Raw genomic sequence first — 23,568 nt, 5'->3', positions numbered from 1 at the left:
TCAGGTAGTTTTCATACTATCCGGCTAAAGTTATATCTAAAAACTAATTAACTATAAAATATGAAAGAGAAATTATTAATAATCGGTTGTTCTTTACTTGCATTATTTATGCTGATTTCTTATACGGGATGCAGTAGCGATAATGGAGAAGATATTGTAACTCCTGAATCACCGGAGGACGGAGATAATGAGACCTTGGACTATAATACTATATGTTTCTACTATGACTGGTATGGAAATGAAGAGTTTGATGGAGGAATGTCACATTGGGCTCATGCGATAGCACCCAATCCAAATGGAGGAAGTAGTCCGGGGACTATTCCAGGCACCGAGGGTAACATCGCGTCTAATTTTTATCCGGAGTTAGGAAGATATAGTAATCGTGATCCCGAGATTGTAAAAAAGCACATGGAAATGTTCAAGAAAGCACGAATCGGCGTTGCTGCTGTTAGTTGGTGGAATGAGAAAACGGCTGCAGAGGCTGATAAAAACCAACTCTTATTGGATGAGGCACAAAAAGTAGGAGTAAAGGTTTGCTTCCATCTTGAACCATACTCCGGGCGTAATCCGGAGAATCTGAAAGAAAATATGAAGAAGCTTATTGATAAATATGGTAATCATCCGGCTTTTTATAAAGTTGATGGTAAGCCGATGTTCTTTATCTATGATTCATATAATATTGAGGCGGAAGAATGGGCAAAACTGTTAAGTCCAAATGGTGCAATTACAATAAGGAATACCGCCTATGATTCTTATGTGATTGGTTTGTGGCTTGACAACGTAGATAAACAGGGCCCTGTAATCCTTAATTCTCACTTCGATGGATTTTACACCTACTTTTCTTCTCTCGGATTCAACTATGGTTCTACTCCTACAAATTGGAATACGATGCAAAAATGGGCGGAAAATAACAACAAGATCTTTATTCCAAGTGTTGGCCCGGGATATATAGATACGCGTATCCGTCCATGGAATACGCCTGCCACCCGTAACCGGAATAATGGTAGATATTATGATGTCATGTACGGAAAAGCAATAGAGTCGAAAGTATCTTTCATATCTATAACATCATTTAATGAATGGCATGAAGGATCACAGATAGAACCAGCTACACCATACACTGGCTCAGCATTTACTTATCTGGATTATGAGAGTTTAGCTCCGGATTATTATTTAACAAGAACCGCTCATTGGATCAAGGAGTTTCGAAAGAGCAGAAATTAAACTCACTTCACATACTTAATCAATATCTAAAACCGGAAACAATGAAAAAGAAAAACATGTTGACTATTCAGATTTTATTGTTTGTATCTGTCCTCTTATTCAGCTGTAACAATAATTTAGATCTGAACGAAAAAACAGAGGATAATACAAACACCTCTGTACTAAAGAACACGGCATTATCTACAGAGAATTTAGATTATAATACTTTTGGATTTTACTATAACTGGTATGGTAATGCAGAATTCGATAACGGATATTTCCATTGGGGACACGATATACTTCCGGGGCCGGGGCAAAGTACCAGTCCTGGTTATATACCGGGGACAAATGGTGATATTGCTGCTAACTTTTATCCTCAGTTAGGGACCTATAGCAGTAAAGATCCGGTCTTAATAAGAATGCACATGGAGATGTTTGTCCGTTTGCGAGTCGGTGTTGTAGCCTTGTCATGGTGGAATGAATCGGGTACCTCCGAACCGGAAAAAATATCTTTGCTTCTTAATATAGCTAATGAATACGGTCTTAAAGTATGTTTTCATATAGAACCTTATTCAGGCCGAAATGCAGCATCTATGAAAGAAAGTATTACTCACTTAATTGATACCTATGGAGGACATCCGGCTTTTTACAGGCTGAAGGGCAAACCTGTTTTCTTTATTTACGATTCTTATCTTACTTCGGCTTCCGACTGGGCTACTCTATTAAGTCCCGGAGGTAGCAGAACGATAAGGAATACTCCGTATGATTCTTATGTTATCGGATTATGGTTGAATAATATGAGTTCGCAGCCATCCGTTATTTTAGATGCTAATTTTGATGGATTCTATACCTATTTTGCATCTGATGGCTTCACTTTTGGTTCCACATCTTCTAATTGGGCTTCAATGCAAACTTGGGCAAAACAAAATAATAAGCTGTTCATTCCAAGTGTTGGTCCCGGGTATATAGATACCCGAGTTCGTCCTTGGAACGATGCTACTACCCGCAACCGTAACAATGGTCAGTATTATGACAATATGTACCGAAAAGCAATAGACACGGGTACTGAATATATTTCTATCACTTCTTTTAATGAATGGCATGAAGGGTCACAAATAGAACCGGCTGTACCATTCAGTAGTTCTTCCTTTACTTACTCAGACTATGGCAGTCTTTCTCCCGACTATTATTTGGATAGGACTGCTTATTGGGTCAGTGAGTTTGTTAAAAATAAGCAACAAGCTAAAGCTGAACTATATATTAATGGCCGAAATGGAGGATATATTGATTTTGGTCATAGCCCTGAATATTCAAATTTTGGAGAAAATGGGAAACAAGCATTTACGGTGGAATTGTGGCTTAAATTGAAATATACAGAAGCTTTTGGTAGTGTAGTATCATGCTTTAATGAGGACAGTCAGACCCAGACTCGCAAAGGATGGGTAATCAATAGTTTTCATAATTCGAGGCTTAGGATGACACTCGGCTTGGAAAATTGGGGGTTATTGGAACCGGGCTTTGATTTCTCTACGACCGGGCAATGGGTACATTTTGCTGCTGTAGTGGATGAGAATGGTATAAACGGGGAACAAATTAATGGAAAGCCTGTGGTTTTAAAAGTTTATCAGAATGGAATACTGAAAGACCAGAGTACATCTTTTGATGGAGGAAATTATTTGTCAAATTATTTACAGACACCAATGATTGCTTTTGGCCAGCCTGCGGGTGTAGGAGGAATGACCAGCGATTGGAGGCTTTCCGGTTATATAAAAGATTTTCATATCTGGAAGAGTGCAAAATCGGAAGGTACTATCAGAAAAATTATGAATAAAGATATCGATGTTACAGGCTTTGAACCTGATCTGGTATGCGGATGGAGATTCAATTCTGTCCCGGTAAATAATCAGGATATAAAAGATCTGACAGGTAGATATTCAGCACGATTAGTCGGTGATTCCCAGTGGATATCACTTCAATAGACCATATTTTTAAACTTTTTATAGAATCTAATTATTCTTACATTATGAAACACATTTTTAATTTTTTGACCTTATTAGCCTTCTCTTTACTTGTATTTTCGGCTTGTTCCGATGAAAACGATAATTCGACAGTAGATGTGAGTAAATTTGTTACACAAATGGAAGGTGTCCGCGATGAAATGGTACAGTTAAGAGATAATGTCCAATATGGCGATAAGAAAGATATGTATCCGCAGGAGAGCAAATATATATTAGACGATGCTGTGATACAGATAGAAAAAACGATCCGTTATTTTAAGAATGGAACAGAAACAGATCCTACCCAGAATAAGACGGATGAGGCTATTGCCGCTGCGAATAAAGCGATTGCTGACTTTAAGGCGACACAGCGGACCGAAGACTTACCCCCTGAATTTAAAGATGCTGAATTATATGTTAATGGCAAAAATGGCGGATATATTGACTTTGGATATAGCCCTGATTATTCTAATTTTGGTGAGTCGGGTAAACAGGCTTTTACAGTAGAACTGTGGTTTAAGTTAAAATATACGGAAGGCTTTGGTAGTATAGTTTCATGCTTTAATGAAGATGGTGAAACTCAGACTCGTAAAGGCTGGGTTATCAACAATTTTGATAATTCAAGAGTGCGTATGACCATCGGGCTTGAGAACTGGGGTTTGATGGAACCCGGAGTGAATTTTGGAACTACCGGAGAATGGGCTCACTTTGCAGCCGTTATAGATGAGAATGGCATCAATGGGGAATCGGCAGTTATTAAAGTCTATCTGAATGGAGAATTGAAGGATCAGGCTACAGCACAAGCCGGAAAAAATTATCTGTCGAATTATCTTGAAACCTCGATGGTTGCATTTGGCCAGCCTGCAGGAGTAGGCGGAATGACGGATGCCTGGAGACTGTCTGGATATATCAAAGACTTCCATATCTGGAAATCTGCGAAAACAGAAGAGGAAGTAAGGAAAATAATGGATAAAGAAATTATTGTTACCGGTTCCGAATCAGATCTGGTTTGTGGATGGAAATTTACATCTACTGTAGAGAATAATGAAGATATAAAAGACCTGACCGGAAAATATTCTGCGAAGTTGGTTGGCGAGTATCAATGGATTACTGTTGACTGATATTTCTGACAATCAGTAGTTGAAATCCTGATTCATCTTTAAATATTTTGTCTTTAATGACAGAATGAGAAATGTAAAGAATAAACTCTGTCAATTTTTTACTACTGATCTATATTATTTATAAGCAAGTAAGTGTACTTTATCTTTGTATGAAGATTCGTATACTTACTTGTTAGCTTTTTGAAGGATTAAAATTCGTATATTGTAACTGATTCTTTTGATTAATACCTTTTGTAAGAATTATTCCTGAATAAAATAAAATTATTGACGTATGAAAGAGCAATTGAATAAGTGCTTTATAATTAGTGTATTACTGATTTATTTGATAGGCTGTAAAACGAATCAGAGTATTAAAGACACTGGCTATAGAAGTTCTTTTTCCTTGGATGGGAATTCTATAAACATATATTCGGCAAGTATTGTAGATACTATAGATATCATTCTATTATCAGATACTCATTTGTCGATGAAAGATGATCGGGAGAAACCCTATGAAGAATATAGTAAACGTATGTCCGGAGCATATGCGATAACCAGACATTATCAAACAGGAGAAGAAACCAATCCTCAACAGGCATTCGCCGAAACAATTGAAATAGGTAAAAAGAAAAATATTGATCTATTGGTACTTGCAGGTGATATATTCAGTTATCCTTCGGAACGGGCTGTGGAATGGGTTGACTCCGTCCTTATCGAGTCTAAATTGAAATATGTCTACACAACAGGAAATCATGACTGGCATTATGAAGGGATGCAAGGAACCTCTCAAAAGCTGAGGCAAACCTGGATAAATAACAGGCTTATCTCTTTATATCAAGAACGTAATCCTTTGTTCTTTTCTGTTACGATAAAGGGTGTTAAGCTCATTGTAATAGACAATTCTACATATGAAATATCGTCCGAACAACTTGCCTTTTTTCAACAAGAAGCAGCTTCTGGTCTACCTCTTATTCTGGTAATGCATATTCCTCTATATATGCCGGGATGCCCGGTTAATTATGGTTGTGCTCATCCGGACTGGAAGAAAGAGAATGATAAATTATACGAACTGGAAAGAAGAGAGCCATGGCGAGAAGAAGGACATACAAAGACCACGATGCAATTTCGGGAAGAGGTACTGAAAACCTCTAATCTTCTGGGAGTTTTTGCCGGACATATACATAAACAAAGTTTAGATGTTGTAGATGGATTACCTTTGTTTGTAGTAAAAGAAAATGCTTCAGGTAATTATTATAATATCAAAATTATTCCTTTAAAATAACTGTTTTTAATCACGTAATCTTGTTGTAAATCTATAAAGATAATTTACCGATAAAGGCAGAAATTACCTCTTGTTTGTCATTATATCAAGTATCAATCTGTCAGCTTCTTGCATACCCTGTGCTCCTATACGAACAAGATTTAATATACATTGATCAACGTCATCTTCTATGATACCTTCTATAGATGTCACTACTTTTTGTTCCATTGCCAGTGTTGCAGACAGCAAGGCTGTTGAAACGCCACTGGCTAACTTCATGGAACAACTGGGTTTTGCCCCGTCACATATCATTCCTGTCAGATTAGCAATCATATTTTTTACAGCGTAAGATACTTGCTCATATTTACCACCCATCAGATGTACAATGCCGCAACCAGAACCGGTGGCCGCAATTACACATCCGCATAGAGCAGATAGTCTGCCTAGTTTTTGTTTAATATATATTACTGTAAGATGGCTGAGAATAAGAGCTCTTATTAGTTCCTCCTGATTGTTCTTGTTTCTCTCTGCAAATATTACAACAGGCAAAGTTGCTGCAATACCTTGATTCCCACTTCCGGAATTACTCATTACAGGAATCTTAATTCCTGCCATACGGGCATCGCAGGCTGCTGTAGTAGATATTAGTATCCTGTTTAATATACTATTGCCCATTATCATGCTATTTATATCCCCCTTCAGAGTATTACCTATTGCATGACCGTATTTGTATTTTAAGGACTCTTCGGAAGCAGCCTTGTTTATTCGTGCAGAATCCAGTATGAAATCTACTTTGTTAACGGGACAATTCATGGAAAAATCATAAATCTTAGACATATTCAATTCCACTTCAGTGTTTCCTGTATTTATTATTGAGGAGTTCTTCTTATCAAGAAGAGTCGACTCATTCTTTTGTAAGTACACAAAATTAGTATGGCTTCCGGCGATTATCGCAATAGAGGTATTGTTCTTGGATTGGCAATGTATCTCTATATACAATTTTTCATTTACATATTCGGCAGGTTTTATATCAATAATATTTTTGTCAATTAATACACTTCCCTTTTCAACCGCATCAGGTGTAACATCTTTGAGTACTTCAAGCTGATAATCGGAATTACCTACCAATATACCCAATGCAATAGCAATAGGTAAGCCGATCATTCCTCCGGTGCCGGGAATACCTACGCCCATTGCGTTTTTAAGAACATTTGCACTTAAACGTACTTGGACATGCTCAGGCATTTCTCCTAATATTTCTCTTGATTTAGCTGCGCATAAAGCTACAGCAATAGGCTCGGTGCAACCAATAGCAGGAATAACCTCTTTTTTTATCAGAGATATTATTTTTTCGTAATCTTTCATATCTATTCTTTCTGTATCTTTCATAAGATATAATATAACCAGAGGGAACTTCAGTATTATTAATATTATAAAATTCCCTCTAAGATCATCTGTAAGAAAAGAGTATTATTTACTTTTTATAATTATCAAGACCTGTTTGCAGAAATTCGACATATTTGTCTATATTTTCATCATAAGCATATGATTTGTTTAGAGGCTTTCCATTATTATCGAGCAATACATAAAATGGTTGTGCATTTGCGCCAAATTTTATCCGTTGTAGATAACTCCATCTGTCTCCAATAGATCTAAGTGTAATTTCTTTTCCGTTTTCAATAATTGTTATCGGTTGTCGCAATGGGCGTTTATCATCAACAAACAATGTAATAAGTATGTAGTCATTATCGATAATCTTGCTTACTTTACTGTCAGTCCAAACCGCTAATTCCATTTTTCTGCAGTTTACACACCCATATCCTGTAAAATCAATCATAACAGGCTTTCCGCTCTTTTTTGCATACTCCATACCAATATCGAAATCATCGAACTTTGCATGCACTTCTTTTGTATACAAATTGAAATCCTGAGTATTCATCGGCGGAGAGAAAGCGCTGATCGCTTTTAACGGGGCTCCCCATAATCCCGGTATCATATATATTGCAAAAGCAATAGAAAACAGGCCGAGAAAGAAACGCGGGATGCTGACTTTAGTGCTGTCATCGTCGTGGGGGAATTTGATCTTCCCGAGCATATATATCCCTAACAGGCCGAATATAACTATCCATAGCGAGAGGAATGCTTCCCGGTCAAGAATTCCCCAACCATACGCAAGATCTGCAACGGATAGAAATTTAAGAGCAAAAGCAAGTTCTATAAATCCTAAAAAGATTTTTACCACATTCATCCATCCGCCGGACTTCGGTGCTGATTTAAGAAAAGATGGAAATAAAGCAAAGAATGTAAAAGGCAAAGCTAATGCTACTGCAAATCCTAACATTCCAATGGCCGGAGCCACAATACTCCCGGTCGTAGATACTTCTACTAACAGAAACCCTATAATAGGCCCGGTACAGGAAAATGAAACCAAAGCTAGAGTAAATGCCATAAGGAAAATACCTATAAGTCCTCCGGTTTTCTCAGCTTTGCTGTCTACAGCAGTACTCCACGAGGAAGGCAATGTGATTTCGAAAGCTCCGAAGAATGACGCAGCAAATATAACCAGCATAAGGAAAAACAATATGTTGAATATTGCATTTGTCGATAGCGCATTAAGCGCACTGGCCCCAAATATCAGAGTTACGGCCAAGCCTAGAAGAACGTATATCACAATTATAGATACACCGTAAGTTATAGCATCCCTGATACCTCTCTTCCTGGCCTTATTCTTTTTCAGGAAGAAACTCACGGTCATGGGTATTATCGGCCATACACAAGGAGTGAATAATGCAAGCAGTCCACCTAAAAAACCGGTAATAAAAATATATATCCAGGATGTGTCACTTTTTCCAAATGTTTCACCAAAGCTATCCAACTCTTTAATCACAGGCGTCCAATAGTCAGAACTTTCGGATACACCGGAAACTCCAGTCTGGCTGTTTCCTGCTATAGCCTCGACATCCCCGTTTGTATAATTGAAAGAAACATCAGCCGGCGGCAAACAGCTTTCCTCATTGCATGCTGCATATTCGAGATACCCTTTTATTTGATACACGGGGGCTGTAATCTTTATTTTTTGAACAAATACTACGTTTTTCTCAAAATAACGAAGATTGATTTCGAATACTTTATCGAATGCTTTAATTTCCGAGCCTCCGGATGTAAGTTTCCCATCTGTTTCAGCTCCTTTAATTTCTTCTATCGTAATGGATGAGGAAATTGGTCCTCCGGATGGTAATTCGGTAGAATAAACATGCCAGCCATCATCGATCGTTCCTGTGAAAATTATTTCCGCTTCTGAATCTGAAATAATTTTCAATTCAGCGGAAAATTTTACAGGTTCCTGAATCTGAGCAATGGAACTGATTGCCAAAACGGAGAGTAATAATGAAAAAAATATTTTTTTCATAGGCTACCTTGTTTTATTTAAACAAGTCTGCGAGTTTATTTTCTAACTCTTCACCTCTTATCTTTTCTGCAATAATGATGCCTTTGTCATCGATTAAAAACATTGCCGGGATGGCTTTCACATTAAGGGCATCACTAGCGCCTTTCGTATCCAGATAGTTAGGCCATACCAGTTTTTCTTCCTTAAGGGCCTTTTCCCAGTCGGCTTCTTTTTTATCTATTGAAATGCTAACAATCTCAAATCCTTTCGATGAATATTTTTCATATAATTTTTTCAGGTTAGGTATTTCCTTGCGGCACGGAGCACACCATGACGCCCAAAAATCGACAAGAGTATATTTCTTACCTTTGCTTACTCCTGCCACCGTAGTTTCTTTATCGTCTTTGCCTATAAGAATAAATGCAGGGAGAGGTTTTCCGACAAATCCTTCAGGGAATAACTCTTTTTTTACCATCTTACCATAATAACTGTCTTTTGCTTCCTGTGAAAATTCTTCATACCAAGGCTTTTGTTCTTCAGTAAAATAACTCATAACATCCAGCATCAGCATCGGACCCCACCATGAATCTTTATTATCCATGATAATACCTTTCATTGTTTTTTCTACAGTTTCAAAGAAGTTTTTTTCATCTGCAGCCAGTTTCTTTGCCGCATCAGTTTGGTTCAATGAGTCTAACAGAGTCTTATTTTTTGTTACACGTGCCTGACCGATAGCTTCTGATATTTCTTTATTATTGTCATGGTAAGCTGTGTATAAAGAGTCCAACATCTTTCTTGGAGATATTTTTTGCAAATAAAGATCATGTGATTTGCTCCCTTTCACTATTATACCCTCGAAATTATAATTAATAATATCACCTTGTTCATTCTTTTTTACATCTCCGGTTAATTCGATTTTCCCATTTTCAACCATAAGTTTTGCCAATCCCCGGCTTTCAGCTATATGTATATAAAATATCCGGGGTTCATCGGTCGCTCCTGTAAATGTAAATTTTCCATCTGTAACAACAGACTCAGCAACAGGCTTTTCATCCTTATGGGTAGCTCCCGGAATTAATTCAACTTTAGCCCCATCTGGTATGCCTTGAAGGTTTCCCTCAATGGTATATGATGTAGCTGGTTTTTCAGTACAAGAAATCATTATTGTACTTGCTATTAAAAAAGCCGATAGATTCTTTAAAAGTTTCATGACGATTATGTTTTTTAGTGTTATTTACTTACGTTTTGTATAATTGTACCATTACCCGGATTCTTAATAGCTCCCATAGGGAAAGGCATTGTCCACATGTGAGATGCCGGTGACAGTAAAATTGTTTGTCCGTCTACCACTTTACTCAGTGTACGGGCATATTTAGTCTCAGTATTATATCGGCGTGCATCGGCAAAAGGAATAATAGTCAATATCAACTCATTATCTTTCGTACGACGGATATATTCTATAGCTTTCTCCTCTGTAGAAGCTGTAAGTGGCACATATTTTTCGGATAAAATACGTTTTTCCCGGACTTTATTAAGTTCATTCATTGCTTCGCTGTACTTTCCACTACGGGCAAGGCATTCAGCCTTAATAAGATAAACCTCTGTAGTAGTGATGCCTCCTGCGTTGAAAAATCCACGGGTAGTACTTACGCAATATGTTTCTGTCCCTACAGTTCTGACTTTCCAGCGAGCTGCAGCTCTGGCATCCCCATCTTCAAATTTAGCTTTGCGTTCGACAGAAATAGGATTTTCTGTTGAAGAATAGGATGAAGCTCCATGCCTGAAATAATAATTTTCAATATAGTAATGCCCTGTTGGTGAAGCTGTCGTGGTGTATGAATCAGGAGTTTCTATCTGTGTTTTATTTTCTGAATAATACGTTGTCCAATCATACAATTGGCCATTCTCGGCTAAAGCCAGATTTGCATATTCCAGAGCTTTCGTATAATTACTCATCTGTAGATACACACGTGCATAAAATGCATAAGCTGTCCCTAAGTTTGGATGTAAAGGGGTTGGTGATTCAGATTTCAGAAATGGCAAAGCTTCCTGCATGTCATTTAGGATAAAATCGTATATTCCTTTTACGGTCAGTTGTTGATACGAAGCGCCGATATTAGCATTTGTTATAAGGGGTACTGCGTTTTTAGTGGCAGCATTATTTTCCTGATAAGTTTCAGCATAAAAATTTACCAGATAAAAATAATTTATAGCACGTAGTACTTTTGCATAGGCAATAACTTCATTACACTCAGCATCTGTACTTTCTGTCGCAGTTGGGGCATGTTCTATAATCAGGTTACATGTAGAGATAGAGGCATAGCTGGCGTAATACATTGTTTCATCCGAATTATTCAGCTCTATGCGGTTTGCATTTTCATCCCACATATAATTTGCCTTGGTTAAAGGATAGTAATTCAAATTAGCAATTGTCTGATATCTGTCATTTAGTAGATTTATTGCATTGGATGCATCCAGCCTGTGGGTACCATATTCATCTCTTAGCAAAGCCTCAAAATCGGAAAGGGTAGTAGGAATTCTTTCACCCTTCGGCAGAATATCGAGGTAATCGTTACATGCTGTAAATGACAAGGTAAGAACAAATACAAATAATAATTTTATAGGAAATATATTGGTTTTCATATATCAATTGTATTTAATTATTTAAAAGTTTAAATATAACCCCCATACATAGTTAGGGCTATTGTATCCGCCTAGCAGGTATTTAGCCTCATCGCTTTTGGCGAGAGTGAACAGGTTCTCTATATTGAACTGTAAACGTGCATTTCGCAGAAATACCTTTTGGCAAATATTTCCAGGTATACTGTATGACAAGGAGATATTACTCAATCTGAGATTAGCAGCATCGATTACATTTATATCAGCATTGGCATATATACTATACAGATCACTACTATAGAAAGGACTTTCTGCAAAAATAATGCGAGGTATATTTGTATGAGCTTCATCTCCGGGGGTGCGCCAACGGTTTACGATATCTTTGTTGGTTGCGGTAATATTGGTTATGTAAGAATAAGCTGCGCTGGAATATGAAGTACCTAATGTTGGCAAGAAGGTATTACGCATTTTGTGTCCTGTTTCATATATCAACATAAACGATAAATCAAAATCCTTATAACGTATATTACTGCTAAACGAACCACTATGAACCGGTACTGTAGTACCTGCATATACAATCGCATCAAGACTGGTAGGCACAGAGGATACAACATCTCCCTTTTCATTATATACCTGAGGTAGCCCGTCGGCGCTGAGTCCGGCCCATTTATAGGCATATATAGCCTGATATGGATTTCCTATGCGGGGATAAGCTGTCGGATAGTCTATCTGAAGATAGTAAACGGGTGCTTCAACATTCACATATGTTACTTTATTCTTATTGTATCCGTAAATTAAAGTAGAGTTTAAAGTAAAATCTTTAGTGCGGATAATATCTCCGGATAAGGTTATTTCCACACCTCTGTTTCTCATTTCACCATTATTGATCTGATACGTGGAATAGCCGAATCCTTCAGTTGGTACCCCCATTGTGCTCGAAAGCAGGTCTTTACCGTATTTATTATAATATTCTATAGTCCCGCTTAATCTGTTTTTAAACAAGGCGAAATCTATACCGATATTTGTTGTGGTTGTTTTTTCCCATGATAATGAAGGATTGGGACGAGAAGATATAGATCCCTGAGTTCCTCCCACATTTGCATTTGTTGAGTAATAAGCAACCATATACGGGGCTTTGTCTTTAGCGATATTGCCACCAATCCCATAAGAAGTTCTCAGTTTAAGGCGATCTATCCATCCAATGGTCATAAATGATTCTTTATCTATATTCCAGCCCAAGCCGGTAGACCAGATAGGCTTGTTTTGATATTTGGAGGCCGTTCCCCAAAGATTGGATCTGTCCCAACGCAAACTTCCTGTAAATAAATATTTATCATCGTAGGAATAAGCTGCATTTCCATAATAAGAAACAAATCTGTTTGTCACTTCACTCCTGGAAGCAATGTCTGAAGAATAGAATGTTCCTCCCCAGAAAGGACTTACTCCTTTAGCTAATGTTGCTGCATCGATAAGAGTATATGATAGAATATCAGGGTCATAGTTAAATAATGTATTGTTGGATATTTCATATTTATTTTCGCGGACCTCATTTCCGATCAAAGCGGTTACCTGATGTTTCTGGCCGAAAGTTTTATCAAAATTGAGTTGCTGGCGCAATGTGTATGCTTTAGAATAAAAATCGACTGTGTTATAAATATTACCATATGGAATATTAAATACTGTTGTATTGTTTGTCCGCGAAGCCATATTATTCACCCTTGACCGTACAGCGTAAGAATCTTTAGTTGATAGTTTAGAATACTGGTCAGAACCATATTCATATTGGAACATGCTACTGAAATTGAGCCATTCTACAAATGCTATGTTTAATCTACCATAAGTCCTGTTTTGAAAACTGTTAGTTTTCGCTCTATTCAGACCCAGTTCGTTAAGCGGAGTTATATCCATATTATACAAACCATAATCGCTTATCAGCGCATAATTATCTTTAGTTAACCGTGACGAAGCTAATGACGTATAATTACTGCCATCTGTATTTTTTAGTACATCATAAGGCATATACTTGTATCCCGGAGATAAGGCATCATAAGATTGTTTATTTTGTTTCTGGTAGTAATTATAAGTTCCTATGTCAAGTTTCAGCCATTTGGTTACCTCAAGGTTATTTGTAATGTTAACACCTATTGACTGATCGTCGGTGTAACGGTCAGCCTGCTTGTTATCCCGATATGTAATGGAGGCTTTGAACATATTATTATCTGTTGTTTTCCCTACCGATAGATTATATTGTTGATAGAATGGATTTCGTTTAGCATATTTCTCTACATCATTATAATAGCTGTAACCTTGCGCAGAGAGTGTGTTTAATTTCTGTTCAAGCTCAGTTTCGGATATCTTCCCGGTATAGTAATTAAGAATAGATGTTATTCCCTGAGTCGGATATATATTGGAATCAAGCATGCGCTGAGCATAAGCCGGGGCATCGGTACCTTGTAATGATTTATTGTTTGAAGCCCATTCCCTTTCTATATCAATAATGTCACCTGAATTGGTTAACCCGTCTTTATAATAAGAATACGGAGAAAAGGTAAACGTACTGGAGAAAGATACTTGCACTTTCCCTTTCGATGCTTTTTTTGTGATAATAACAACGACTCCATTTGCTGCTCTGGCTCCATAAATCGATGTTGCAGCGGCATCTTTCAATACTGTAATACTTTCTATATCTTCCATATTAAGTTCGGGAAGGCCTTCTGTTGCTTTGCCGGTATATGCATCATACCTGACATTTTCTATAGGGAAACCGTCTACCACATATAATGGTTGTGTTGTTCCATACATTGAAGTTGTACCCCTCAATAATCCGCCGGTAAAACCGGCAACCTGCCCTTCAAGGAGTGTATTGAGGTCACTCAGCCGTTGTTTGTCAAGTGTTCCTGATGTTACCTTAGAGAAAGATCCGGTAGCCCGTTCTTTAGATATAGTCTGATAACCGGTAACAACTACTTCATCCAAACCCGTTATCGATGATCGCATCTCGACATTCAAAATCCTCCTTCCTCCTATAATATAATTCCGGGGAATATATCCTAAATACGAGAATATAAGAGAATCCGATTCCGACCTGGCATTTATAGTATAATGCCCATCAGAATCAGTTGTTGTACCACCTGTAATTTTCCCATCTCTTTTTACTGAAATGACCGCTCCTATTATCGGGAGTTGGTCTTCATCAGTAACAATTCCGGAAACTGTAAATTCAGATTTCGTGTTGTTTTGTGCATCAGCTTTATCTATATTAAATAAGATAAAGATCATAAAAATACTAAAAGCTACAATTTTCTTCATATTAGACCTTATTTCAAATAATACATGCGAGAAGGTAAAATAAAAGAAAACAATTGTTAAAACAACTGAAAATGATACGTCAATATTGGCAATTGTTGTTTTTGTAAAACTTTTAGTGATAAAATGATATAATTATCACTGATTAGAGAGCATTCAGCTATTGTCTTTTTCGTTCTTGCTTGTCTAACAGATGTACTTTTTCTCTATAGAGAGATGGGGTCATACCAACTGAGGATTGAAATGCCGTATAGAAGGTAGTCGTAGAATTAAACCCAATATCGGAAGAAAGAGCTTTAAGTGGAATGTCATTATTAGGGTCGGACAAGACATGAACAGCATCCTCTATACGGAAGGAATTAATGAAGTGAGTAAATGACAAGCCGGAATATTTGTTTATTACCTGTGATAAATAAGTTCTGTTTGTATTTAATAGTGCCGCCAGCTTTTCTTTTGTCAAATCATTCTGTTTATATATATGTTCATTCCTCATGAGGTTAGTCAACTCTTCGTATAGCTTTATTTCTTTTTCCTCACTCATCGATGATACAGAATATTTTTCTGTACCGGTTTCCTTTCCCATTCTATTTCTAAGTTCGTCTATTTGCATTCTCAGGTTCGCTTCACGTTTTATGGCTTCCTTATTTCTTTTTACTATTTGAAGGTATAACTTGTTTTTTTTATAATAAGAAATGTAGGTTCCTCCTAATATAAGAAAGATCAGAATAAAAGCGAAAAGGAGTAGCTGGAATCTTTTCTCCTTCTGTAGCAAACTCAGCTTACTCTGTTTTATCTCATTTTCATGTTTTTCAGTATCATACTTTATTCTTAGTTCGCTTAAGGAACGTTCTTTCTCTGCATTGTATATGCTATCTGAAAAGGATTGGAAAATCTTATAATATTTCAATGCATTATTGTAATCGCGATCTAATTCATAAGATATGGATATATACTCATATAATTCCGGTACATGAATCGTATTTTTGTTTTTTATTGAAAGATCTAATCCCAGTTCCAGTAATGCAACAGACTCTTTATATTGTTTTTGTTTTATAAAAACTTTTGACAAGCTAAGGTATGTGTTGGCTACTGAAGATATTTGCGATTGGTCCTTATATTCTAAGGCTTTGTAAAAAGCATCTATCGCTGCTTTATTATCGCCCGACCGGAATAATATATTTCCATACAAATTGTACAAGTTCGTTTTATCGTAGAAATTATTTTTTTCAGTAATAAATTCAGCTTCTTTAATATACTTCAGTGCTTCGTCATAGTTTCCCAACAAGAAGAACATATAAGCCGAATTGGTAGACCCGCAATAAATAAGGTAGGCATCATCTTTTTCGTGTCCCAAAGTATAACATTCCAATGCATATTTGAGGCCTTGCGTATCTCTTTTCAGATAGTATATCCCGGATATGTTGCATAGTAATATTGAATATAAACGTTCGTGAGAACTTCGTTTTGCGGCTTCGATGCCTTGAAAGAAATAATTAATGGACCTGTAGTAATCCATTTCTACATTAGATGCATACAGCCCTAATCCGTTATATACAGATGCTAATGCAGAATCGTTGGATAATTTTGTAGCCAGTTCCAGAGACTTATCAATATAATACTTGGATTTCCGTTCTTCTCCATTCATCACCAGAGCTTGGCCCAGATATATGTAGGAGTACATCTGAGCAGTTTCATCATTGGTTAATTGAGCTGCACTATCCAAGAGTAGTGCATAATGTATAGTTTGATTGTAATCGCCGCTGTTAATCAATAGTTCACTTATTTTCTTCAATGACTTTTTATCCGTTATATCTTTCTCTAATTCTGTCTTTAGTTTTGCAATAACTTTATTTACGGCCTCTCCCTGTTGTGAAAAGACATATAAGAAATCGCATAATAAAAATATTATGATTGTAAAAACACGTTTCGAGACAAAAACATTACACATAGAAAGGGGAGAAGAGTTTAGTGTGATTGCAACCTACAAAGAATGCTGATGTAATTATTTTGTGTAAATAAAGCTAAAAAAAAATATATCCACAAGTGAATACAGATCCAAAAATACAGTAAACGTCAAAAAACGATGGTGTAAAGGGTATTGTATTAGCTCTTAGTCTATGACTTTACAGCGTTTTTGATGGGTAAAGTTGTTGATTATTAGTTTTATATGCTATTTTAAACCAAATGTTCATAACTCTATCGATTACAATTTGATAAACAATTACAATAGTCTTATTTTTGCGTATTGTAAGTTTATAGCATAATGACCCCAAAACATTTTATAAAAGATCACTGGTATTCAGCCCGGTATGAAAGCGGCTTTAGTATAATATTTCAAGTTGTTGATCCCAATGGAGAGAGCTTCACCTTACGTCGTAAAGATGGAGTTGTTGTCAATTCCATACCAAGCGGCTATGAGGAAATCATCTCATATGGTATTGTTGAGCCGGAATATGAATAACTATGAATTTATAATAATTAATGGCTATTTGTTATCAGATGCAATTCTTATAACATAAAAAAGTATGGTCTTCTTAATTTTCTGTTTTATAATATATACCTAATGCATGGTATAAAAATACCATCATCATGGTATTTTATATAATGATAGCGAATCATAATTTTGTTTCATGAAAATCAAATAACAAAAAGATTTTAAATTTCTAAAAAATAACAAAATGAAAAGATTTACTAAACGACGGAAAGAGCGGAAATATGATTCTTTCGGGGTGTATGACTTTCTGAATATCACTTCTGCTTCTACTTATTTTACTCCTTCTACAATCTCCGGCATGCGAATGTCGATGTGTTGCTTCTAATCCTTTTTATTATAGCTTCCGCTATATCTTTCAGTTTTTCTTTATTCTCAAAAAATTAAAATCTTCCTATTTCCCCATAGGTAACCCCAATAATAATATAACCTTGATTAAGGTACGGAATTTCATATATTCTGATATAAAAGCATATAAAACAATAATATATAATAAATATGAAAACAATGAAGCTTTTCAAATCAATATTGGTCATTCTTCTTATTTCCTCTCCAATATTTGCTCAAGATAATGTAAACGAAACCATATATATCAAAAGCTCACGCTTTGCATCTCCCCTGATTGAAAAATGGATAAATGAATATACTAAAGTGAATCCTCAGGCACAGATTAAGCTGGCTGATAATAGTGTAAAGGCAGAAAATATTTCCTTAAAAGTAGTAGTGTCAGACAATAGTAAAAACGGATTGCAGATTGGCGAACAAATCCTGTTTTTCGGTCGATACGCAATCTTGCCTGTCATTGGTAAGGACAATCCTTTACTCGCTGAGTTTTCTAAGAAAAAGTTAAATGATAAAAGGATTAAAGATCTGTTCTTCGAAAAGGATATACTTAGCGAAGATACAAGTCCTTCGAAACCCGGTTATGACGTAACTGTATATTCGGGAAATAACAATGAATCAGTAGCACATAGTTTTGCTTCATATTTCGGGTATACTTCTTCAAGCCTGAAAGGCAAAAAGATCTCAGGAGATGATGCATTTCTTATAAATGCCATACAGAAAGATAAAACGGGTGTCACATTCAATGCTTTGGGTAATATATTCGATATTAATACTCGTGGTTTAAAAGACAATATCACTATTCTTCCGTTAGATGTGAAGAAAGAATACCGCAACTATTTTACGGAATCGGTCAATATAGATAACGTGATTGAGTTATTGGAGTCGGAGCCTATCGATTTGATCCCTGTCGATAATATCGGGTTTGCATATTCCCCCGGGAACAAGACGGTAAAAGAGTTTCTTGTATGGGTTTTGACTGAAGGCAAAACATTCAACCATAGTTATGGTATTCTAAACCCGGATGAGAAAGTACTTACATACCAGATAAAAGAATTGGAAAAAGTGCTATATACAATGAATCTGAAATAATAGTTTAAATGTAAGAGAAAGTGCTTCTCCTTCCAATTGCAGCCGGATAAAGAAGCACTTAATATTCTAAAATAGGTATTAGAACATGACAAATATACAATTAAATAAGGGTAAAAAATTACTCTTACAGGAGAAAAAATATCTCTTTCTATCCCTGCTTTTTCTGTTAGTTCTTTCTTTTTCAGCAAAAGGACAAACAGTAATTAGAGGAAAAGTATTGGATGAGCGCAGCGGAATTCCCGTATCAGGGGCTCTGATAAAAGTTAAGTCGACCAACAACGCTGTTCAGGCAGATTATGATGGTAAATTCCAGTTGTCGGAGAACAAACCGGTTCCAATAACACTTCTTGTTTCATTTCTGGGGTTTAAAACACAGGAAATAGATGTCTATGAATCCGGCGAAGAAATTACAATCTCACTCTCGGAAAATCTGAATGTACTTGATGAGGTTGTAGTTGTCGGTTATGGCACAAAAACAAAGCGGGAATTTACGGGTGCTATATCTTCGCTCAACGGAGACTTGATAAAAGATGTACCGGTTCAGAGTTTTGAGCAGGCCCTGCAAGGCAAGGCCGCCGGAGTAAGTATTGCTTTACCTAACGGACAGCTCAACTCGCAGCCAGTCATCAGAATCAGAGGTGTAAACTCAATTTCCTTAAGCTCTTATCCCTTAGTTGTCGTTGATGGCATCCCTGTAAGTACAGGGAATATTTCATCGAATCGTGCTTCAAATAATCCTTTAGGTGATATCAATCCGGCCGATATAGCTTCAATTGATATACTGAAGGATGCTGCATCAACAGCGATCTATGGATCGAGAGCTGCCGGTGGGGTTATTCTTATTACCACTAAGCGTGGTAAAACAGGGCGTATTACCACTACTTATGAAGGGTGGCTTGGAATCACAAATGCAACTCGCTTACCCGAGGTGCTGAATGCTCAGCAATATACAGATATCAAGAATGAAGCAATAGCCAATGCAACATCTATAGATGGCGTAGCCCGTGATGCGGCTTACGCCTTGTCTTATAACCCTGATGGCTCGGTAGTGGATACCAATTGGAAAGATTATGTATATAGAACAGCGGTTTCACATAATCATTCGCTGAATATTTCGGGAGGTTCCGAAAAAGTAAATTATTACCTGTCCCTTAACTATTCCGATCAGCAAGGCTTTCTTATAGGTAATAATTTTAAGAGGAAAGGTATACGCTTCAATCTTGACAATGAGGTTACAAGTTGGCTCAAAGTGTCGGGAGGTGCGGTCTATAATATAAGTAACAATGAATCTTTCGATTCGGGAAGTTTACCCGGTGCATCTATGACAACAACAGGGGCCACCCGGCTTGCTCTCGTATTGCCTCCAAATGTGGGAGCCTATAATGCTGACGGAAGTTTCAATCTCAACCCAAGTAGTGGAACTCTTGGTTCTGGAAATAACAAAGCAACTATACCATTATATAATCCGGCGGCCTTGTTCAAGTTGTCGAGATATACATCAGAGAACGATCATCTGGTAGGGAATGTAAATGCCGTCATCAAACCTGTTAAACAACTGGAATTAACGGTGAGGTATGCAATCGACAGAATAAAGAGTGAAGATGTAGCATATCAAAGTCCGGAACTAGGATCGAGCGCCTATACAAGTGGTGGGTCCGTGTCCAATATCTCGACAACACGGCAAACAGAAGCCTGGACGAACACGCTCGGCTTCGATGAAACTTTTTTTAAGGACCATCATGTTTCCCTGCTGATAGGAACGGATATACAGAACTATAAAGTCTCTGCATGGGGAGCAAATGCGACTAAAGCCTCCGACGATTTTTTCGAATATTATCAGGGTGGATGGGCTAATGTGGTAGCTACCGGAAATCAGAAAGGTGAGAGGGTTTTTGCCTCTTTCTTCTCCCGTCTTAGCTATGAACTGAAAAATAGATATTTCATTACAGGGAATTTCAGGAGGGATGGTAACTCTGCACTTGCAGTGGGACGTAAGTATGGTAATTTTGGCGGTGTGTCTGCCGGTTGGTTGTTATCGGAAGAAAATTTCTTTAAATCATCGTCACTGTCAAAGGTATTCAGTGATGTAAAGCTTAATGCCAGCTGGGGACGAGTGGGTAATGGTAATCTGTCCAACGATTATAGTTCCTATGACTTATACTCGGCCTCTTTGTACGGAGGTGCAGCCACATGGGCCATTACTCAGCAAGGAAACCCTGATCTGACATGGGAAACCAGTGAGCAAACGAATGTCGGGCTTGAACTGAACGCTTTGAAAAACAGGCTTCATTTCGAATTTGCATACTTCAACAATGATGTGGACGGGCTGATTCTGAGTGTGGCTCAGTCACCATCTAAGGGTATTCCCGGTAACTCTATTCTCGCCAATGTAGGTTCAATGTATAATCGTGGTATTGAAGTTAGTGCCGGTTATGAGATTATTAGCCGGAAAGACCTGTCATGGAATGTAACGCTTAATTATTCTGCTATACGAAACAAAGTGACAGCCCTGGCCAATAATAATCAGGATATTATCGGTTCTACTGGTTCAGGAAATACGAATATTACACGGGTGGGTGAGTCGATAGGAAGTTTATACGGGCTTAAAACATTATATGTGAATCCTGAAAACGGCCAACGGGTATTTCTTAACGGAGAAGGTGAGGAAGTACAGTATAACGGTCTTGGCACGTGGACATATTTAGATGGCAGAGCAGCTCAGGCGTTATCCGGTGATGACTTTTATGTATTGGGGAACACGCTTCCCAAATGGTATGGAGGTCTGACCAGTAATTTAAGATATAGACAGTTCGACCTTAATCTGAACTTTACCTATGCGGGTGGTAACTATATAATGAACAGAACAAAGTCTACTTTAACCGATCAGATATTTTTCAACAATTCTACAGATATTCTGAGAAGGTGGACAGAACCGGGACAGATTACGGATATGCCAAGGGTAGTAAATGGCGATAGAATTTCTTTCGGTGGTTCTACTCCCATATCCGAACATGTGGAAAAGGGAGATTTTCTTCGTCTACAAAACGTATCCCTTGCATACAATATTCCTAAAAAGGCATTAGCATTTAGTAGATTAAATGCAGTGAGGGTTTATGGTCAGATAACAAATGCCCTGTTATTTACGAATTATTCGGGTATCGACCCTGAGGTTTCAGCCAACGGAAACTCAAATACAGCACCCGGGGTTGAGTACAATACTACAGGACTTGGGCGGACCTTTACTTTCGGTGTAAATGTCACATTTTAAATAAAAATCTCTACAAATATGAATATTCCAATTTATAAACATATCAGACAGAAGATTACAATAGTGTTAGGACTGGTGGCTTTGAGCACTCTGAGTGCATGCGACGACCTGTTGGACAAAACTTCAGAAACTTCTGTCAGCTCTGCCACAATCTTCGATACACCTAAAAGAATTGAAGGACTTGTCAATGGAAATTATAATTCTCTTAAAAGTGCGAATCTATATAGTGGCCGTATCCTTCTGTATGGAGATGTCAGAGGCGAAGATTTTGTATGCCGCACCGAGAATGCTCTGACAGGAGGGTATGTATGGGCTAATAACTTCTCCAATATAACAGGTGATGTTAATGAGGTTTGGGGGCAATTATATATTGTTATAAACAATGCTAATGTACTGATTGCAGGCTTGAGTAAATCACAGGGAGTAATCAGTGATGAACTCAAAAATAATTATCTGGGCGAAGCCCGTTTCCTAAGAGCCCTTGCTTATTTCAATCTGGTTACTTATTACGGAAGGCCATATATTGAAAAATCCGGAGAAGCCAAAGCCGTTCCATTGAGGCTGCAAGCCGAATCGTCATCAGCCAATAATGATCTGGCACGAAGTTCGGTCTTTTCTGTATACGAGCAAATTATTTCGGATCTGGATTTTGCAGAGCAGAATCTCCCCGATAGTTATTCTACAAATTTGCTGAATACAACGAGAGCCCATAAAAATACAGCCATTGCTCTGAAAACAAGGGTATATCTGAGTAAAGGGGAATTTGGAAAAGTTATAGAAGAAGCTAAAAAAATTGCTCCTCAGACACAGGCTCCTTTTGCCGCTACATCGGGGGTTAAAAATGCATTGCAATCGAATATTGTCAATATATTTTCATCCGATTATACATCTGTAGAGTCGATCTTTTCAATGCCGATGACCACAGCCAACCCACCTTCGGGTACAGCTTTGGCTAATATTTATTATACAGCACCCGACTTTGTTCTTAACTCCGATACCAAAGGAATAATTGCAGATACAGAGTGGAAAAGTACAGATGCACGCCGGTCTTTTGTAACATATAATGGAACACTTGGTCTGTATTTGCTGTCGAAGTATGCAAAGACAAACCCCGCTATAGATTATATACCTGTAATCCGCTATGCGGAAGTATTGCTGAATTATGCAGAGGCAGAAGCCAGAGCCGGAAGTCTCAGCAAAGCAACAGCTTTGCTGGAAACTGTGAGAAAACGTTCTGACCCTTCTTATACTTTTCCTCCGTCATCTTTAGCTCAGGGAGAGATATTGAATACAATCAGGATAGAAAGACGTATTGAGTTATTAGGCGAGGGATTCAGAGCTACGGACATTTTGCGTGATCTGTTGACATTCCCGACTAAACCTTCGCTGAGTAGTTTGACTCCCCGCGAAGTGAAACCTACTGACGATGGGTATATATTTCCAATACCCAATACTGAAATCTTAACGAATAAGGCTATAAACGATTAAAAAACAGAAATAC

15 protein-coding genes are annotated in these 23,568 nt (G+C 37.4%); 9 read left to right on the top strand and 6 right to left on the bottom strand.

Going from position 1 to position 23,568, the window contains the following annotated elements; all coding sequences use genetic code 11:
* Nucleotides 1-60: 60 nt before the first annotated feature.
* From B3317_RS16460 to B3317_RS16445, 4 genes are all read left to right on the top strand, one after another.
* Nucleotides 61-1,224, top strand: coding sequence for a glycoside hydrolase family 99 protein (locus tag B3317_RS16460; protein ID WP_291113623.1), 1,164 nt, complete (start codon nucleotides 61-63; stop codon nucleotides 1,222-1,224).
* A gap of 41 nt (nucleotides 1,225-1,265) precedes the next feature.
* Complete coding sequence (locus tag B3317_RS16455; RefSeq protein ID WP_291113620.1) at nucleotides 1,266-3,182, top strand: LamG-like jellyroll fold domain-containing protein; 1,917 nt, start codon at nucleotides 1,266-1,268, stop codon at nucleotides 3,180-3,182.
* Nucleotides 3,183-3,226: 44 nt separating this feature from the next.
* Nucleotides 3,227-4,321 carry a DUF4972 domain-containing protein gene (locus B3317_RS16450; protein ID WP_291113617.1) on the top strand — a complete coding sequence of 365 codons (1,095 nt, stop codon included), beginning with the start codon at nucleotides 3,227-3,229 and terminating at the stop codon, nucleotides 4,319-4,321.
* A gap of 271 nt (nucleotides 4,322-4,592) precedes the next feature.
* Nucleotides 4,593-5,582 (top strand): metallophosphoesterase family protein, encoded by a 990-nt coding sequence (locus B3317_RS16445; protein ID WP_291113614.1) that lies wholly within the window; start codon nucleotides 4,593-4,595, stop codon nucleotides 5,580-5,582.
* 63 nt (nucleotides 5,583-5,645) lie between these two features.
* On the opposite strand, the gene B3317_RS16440 is transcribed toward B3317_RS16445, so the two are convergent.
* The 6 genes from B3317_RS16440 to B3317_RS16415 all read right to left on the bottom strand — a co-directional run bounded on the left by B3317_RS16440 (nucleotide 5,646) and on the right by B3317_RS16415 (nucleotide 16,666).
* Nucleotides 5,646-6,932 carry a serine dehydratase subunit alpha family protein gene (locus B3317_RS16440; protein ID WP_414647521.1) on the bottom strand — a complete coding sequence of 429 codons (1,287 nt, stop codon included), beginning with the start codon at nucleotides 6,930-6,932 and terminating at the stop codon, nucleotides 5,646-5,648.
* Nucleotides 6,933-7,035: 103 nt separating this feature from the next.
* Nucleotides 7,036-8,970 (bottom strand): protein-disulfide reductase DsbD family protein, encoded by a 1,935-nt coding sequence (locus B3317_RS16435; RefSeq protein ID WP_291113608.1) that lies wholly within the window; start codon nucleotides 8,968-8,970, stop codon nucleotides 7,036-7,038.
* A gap of 13 nt (nucleotides 8,971-8,983) precedes the next feature.
* Nucleotides 8,984-10,159, bottom strand: coding sequence for a TlpA disulfide reductase family protein (locus B3317_RS16430; protein ID WP_291113605.1), 1,176 nt, complete (start codon nucleotides 10,157-10,159; stop codon nucleotides 8,984-8,986).
* 20 nt (nucleotides 10,160-10,179) lie between these two features.
* Nucleotides 10,180-11,592 carry a RagB/SusD family nutrient uptake outer membrane protein gene (locus tag B3317_RS16425; protein WP_291113601.1) on the bottom strand — a complete coding sequence of 471 codons (1,413 nt, stop codon included), beginning with the start codon at nucleotides 11,590-11,592 and terminating at the stop codon, nucleotides 10,180-10,182.
* Nucleotides 11,593-11,613: 21 nt separating this feature from the next.
* Nucleotides 11,614-14,877, bottom strand: a complete 3,264-nt coding sequence (locus B3317_RS16420) for a SusC/RagA family TonB-linked outer membrane protein (RefSeq protein ID WP_291113598.1) — start codon at nucleotides 14,875-14,877, stop codon at nucleotides 11,614-11,616.
* Between the two features lie 157 nt (nucleotides 14,878-15,034).
* Nucleotides 15,035-16,666 carry an AraC family transcriptional regulator gene (locus B3317_RS16415; RefSeq protein WP_291113595.1) on the bottom strand — a complete coding sequence of 544 codons (1,632 nt, stop codon included), beginning with the start codon at nucleotides 16,664-16,666 and terminating at the stop codon, nucleotides 15,035-15,037.
* 471 nt (nucleotides 16,667-17,137) lie between these two features.
* Between B3317_RS16415 and B3317_RS16410 the strand changes: the two genes are divergently transcribed.
* The 5 genes from B3317_RS16410 (at nucleotide 17,138) to B3317_RS16390 (ending at nucleotide 23,555) form a co-directional block, all read left to right on the top strand.
* Complete coding sequence (locus tag B3317_RS16410; protein ID WP_291113592.1) at nucleotides 17,138-17,335, top strand: hypothetical protein; 198 nt, start codon at nucleotides 17,138-17,140, stop codon at nucleotides 17,333-17,335.
* A 217-nt stretch (nucleotides 17,336-17,552) separates the two neighbouring features.
* Nucleotides 17,553-17,693: a hypothetical protein gene (locus B3317_RS16405; protein ID WP_291113589.1), complete on the top strand. Its 141-nt coding sequence runs from the start codon at nucleotides 17,553-17,555 to the stop codon at nucleotides 17,691-17,693.
* A gap of 170 nt (nucleotides 17,694-17,863) precedes the next feature.
* Nucleotides 17,864-18,799 carry a hypothetical protein gene (locus B3317_RS16400; RefSeq protein WP_291113586.1) on the top strand — a complete coding sequence of 312 codons (936 nt, stop codon included), beginning with the start codon at nucleotides 17,864-17,866 and terminating at the stop codon, nucleotides 18,797-18,799.
* 85 nt (nucleotides 18,800-18,884) lie between these two features.
* Complete coding sequence (locus B3317_RS16395) at nucleotides 18,885-22,067, top strand: SusC/RagA family TonB-linked outer membrane protein (protein ID WP_291113583.1); 3,183 nt, start codon at nucleotides 18,885-18,887, stop codon at nucleotides 22,065-22,067.
* An 18-nt stretch (nucleotides 22,068-22,085) separates the two neighbouring features.
* Nucleotides 22,086-23,555, top strand: a complete 1,470-nt coding sequence (locus B3317_RS16390) for a RagB/SusD family nutrient uptake outer membrane protein (RefSeq protein ID WP_291113580.1) — start codon at nucleotides 22,086-22,088, stop codon at nucleotides 23,553-23,555.
* Nucleotides 23,556-23,568 lie beyond the last annotated feature (13 nt).

It is taken from the genome of Dysgonomonas sp. UBA7710, assembly GCF_002482385.1.
Taxonomy (GTDB): domain Bacteria; phylum Bacteroidota; class Bacteroidia; order Bacteroidales; family Dysgonomonadaceae; genus Dysgonomonas.
Note: the sequence above shows the minus strand (reverse complement) of the source record. Positions and strands in the feature narration are given on the sequence as shown.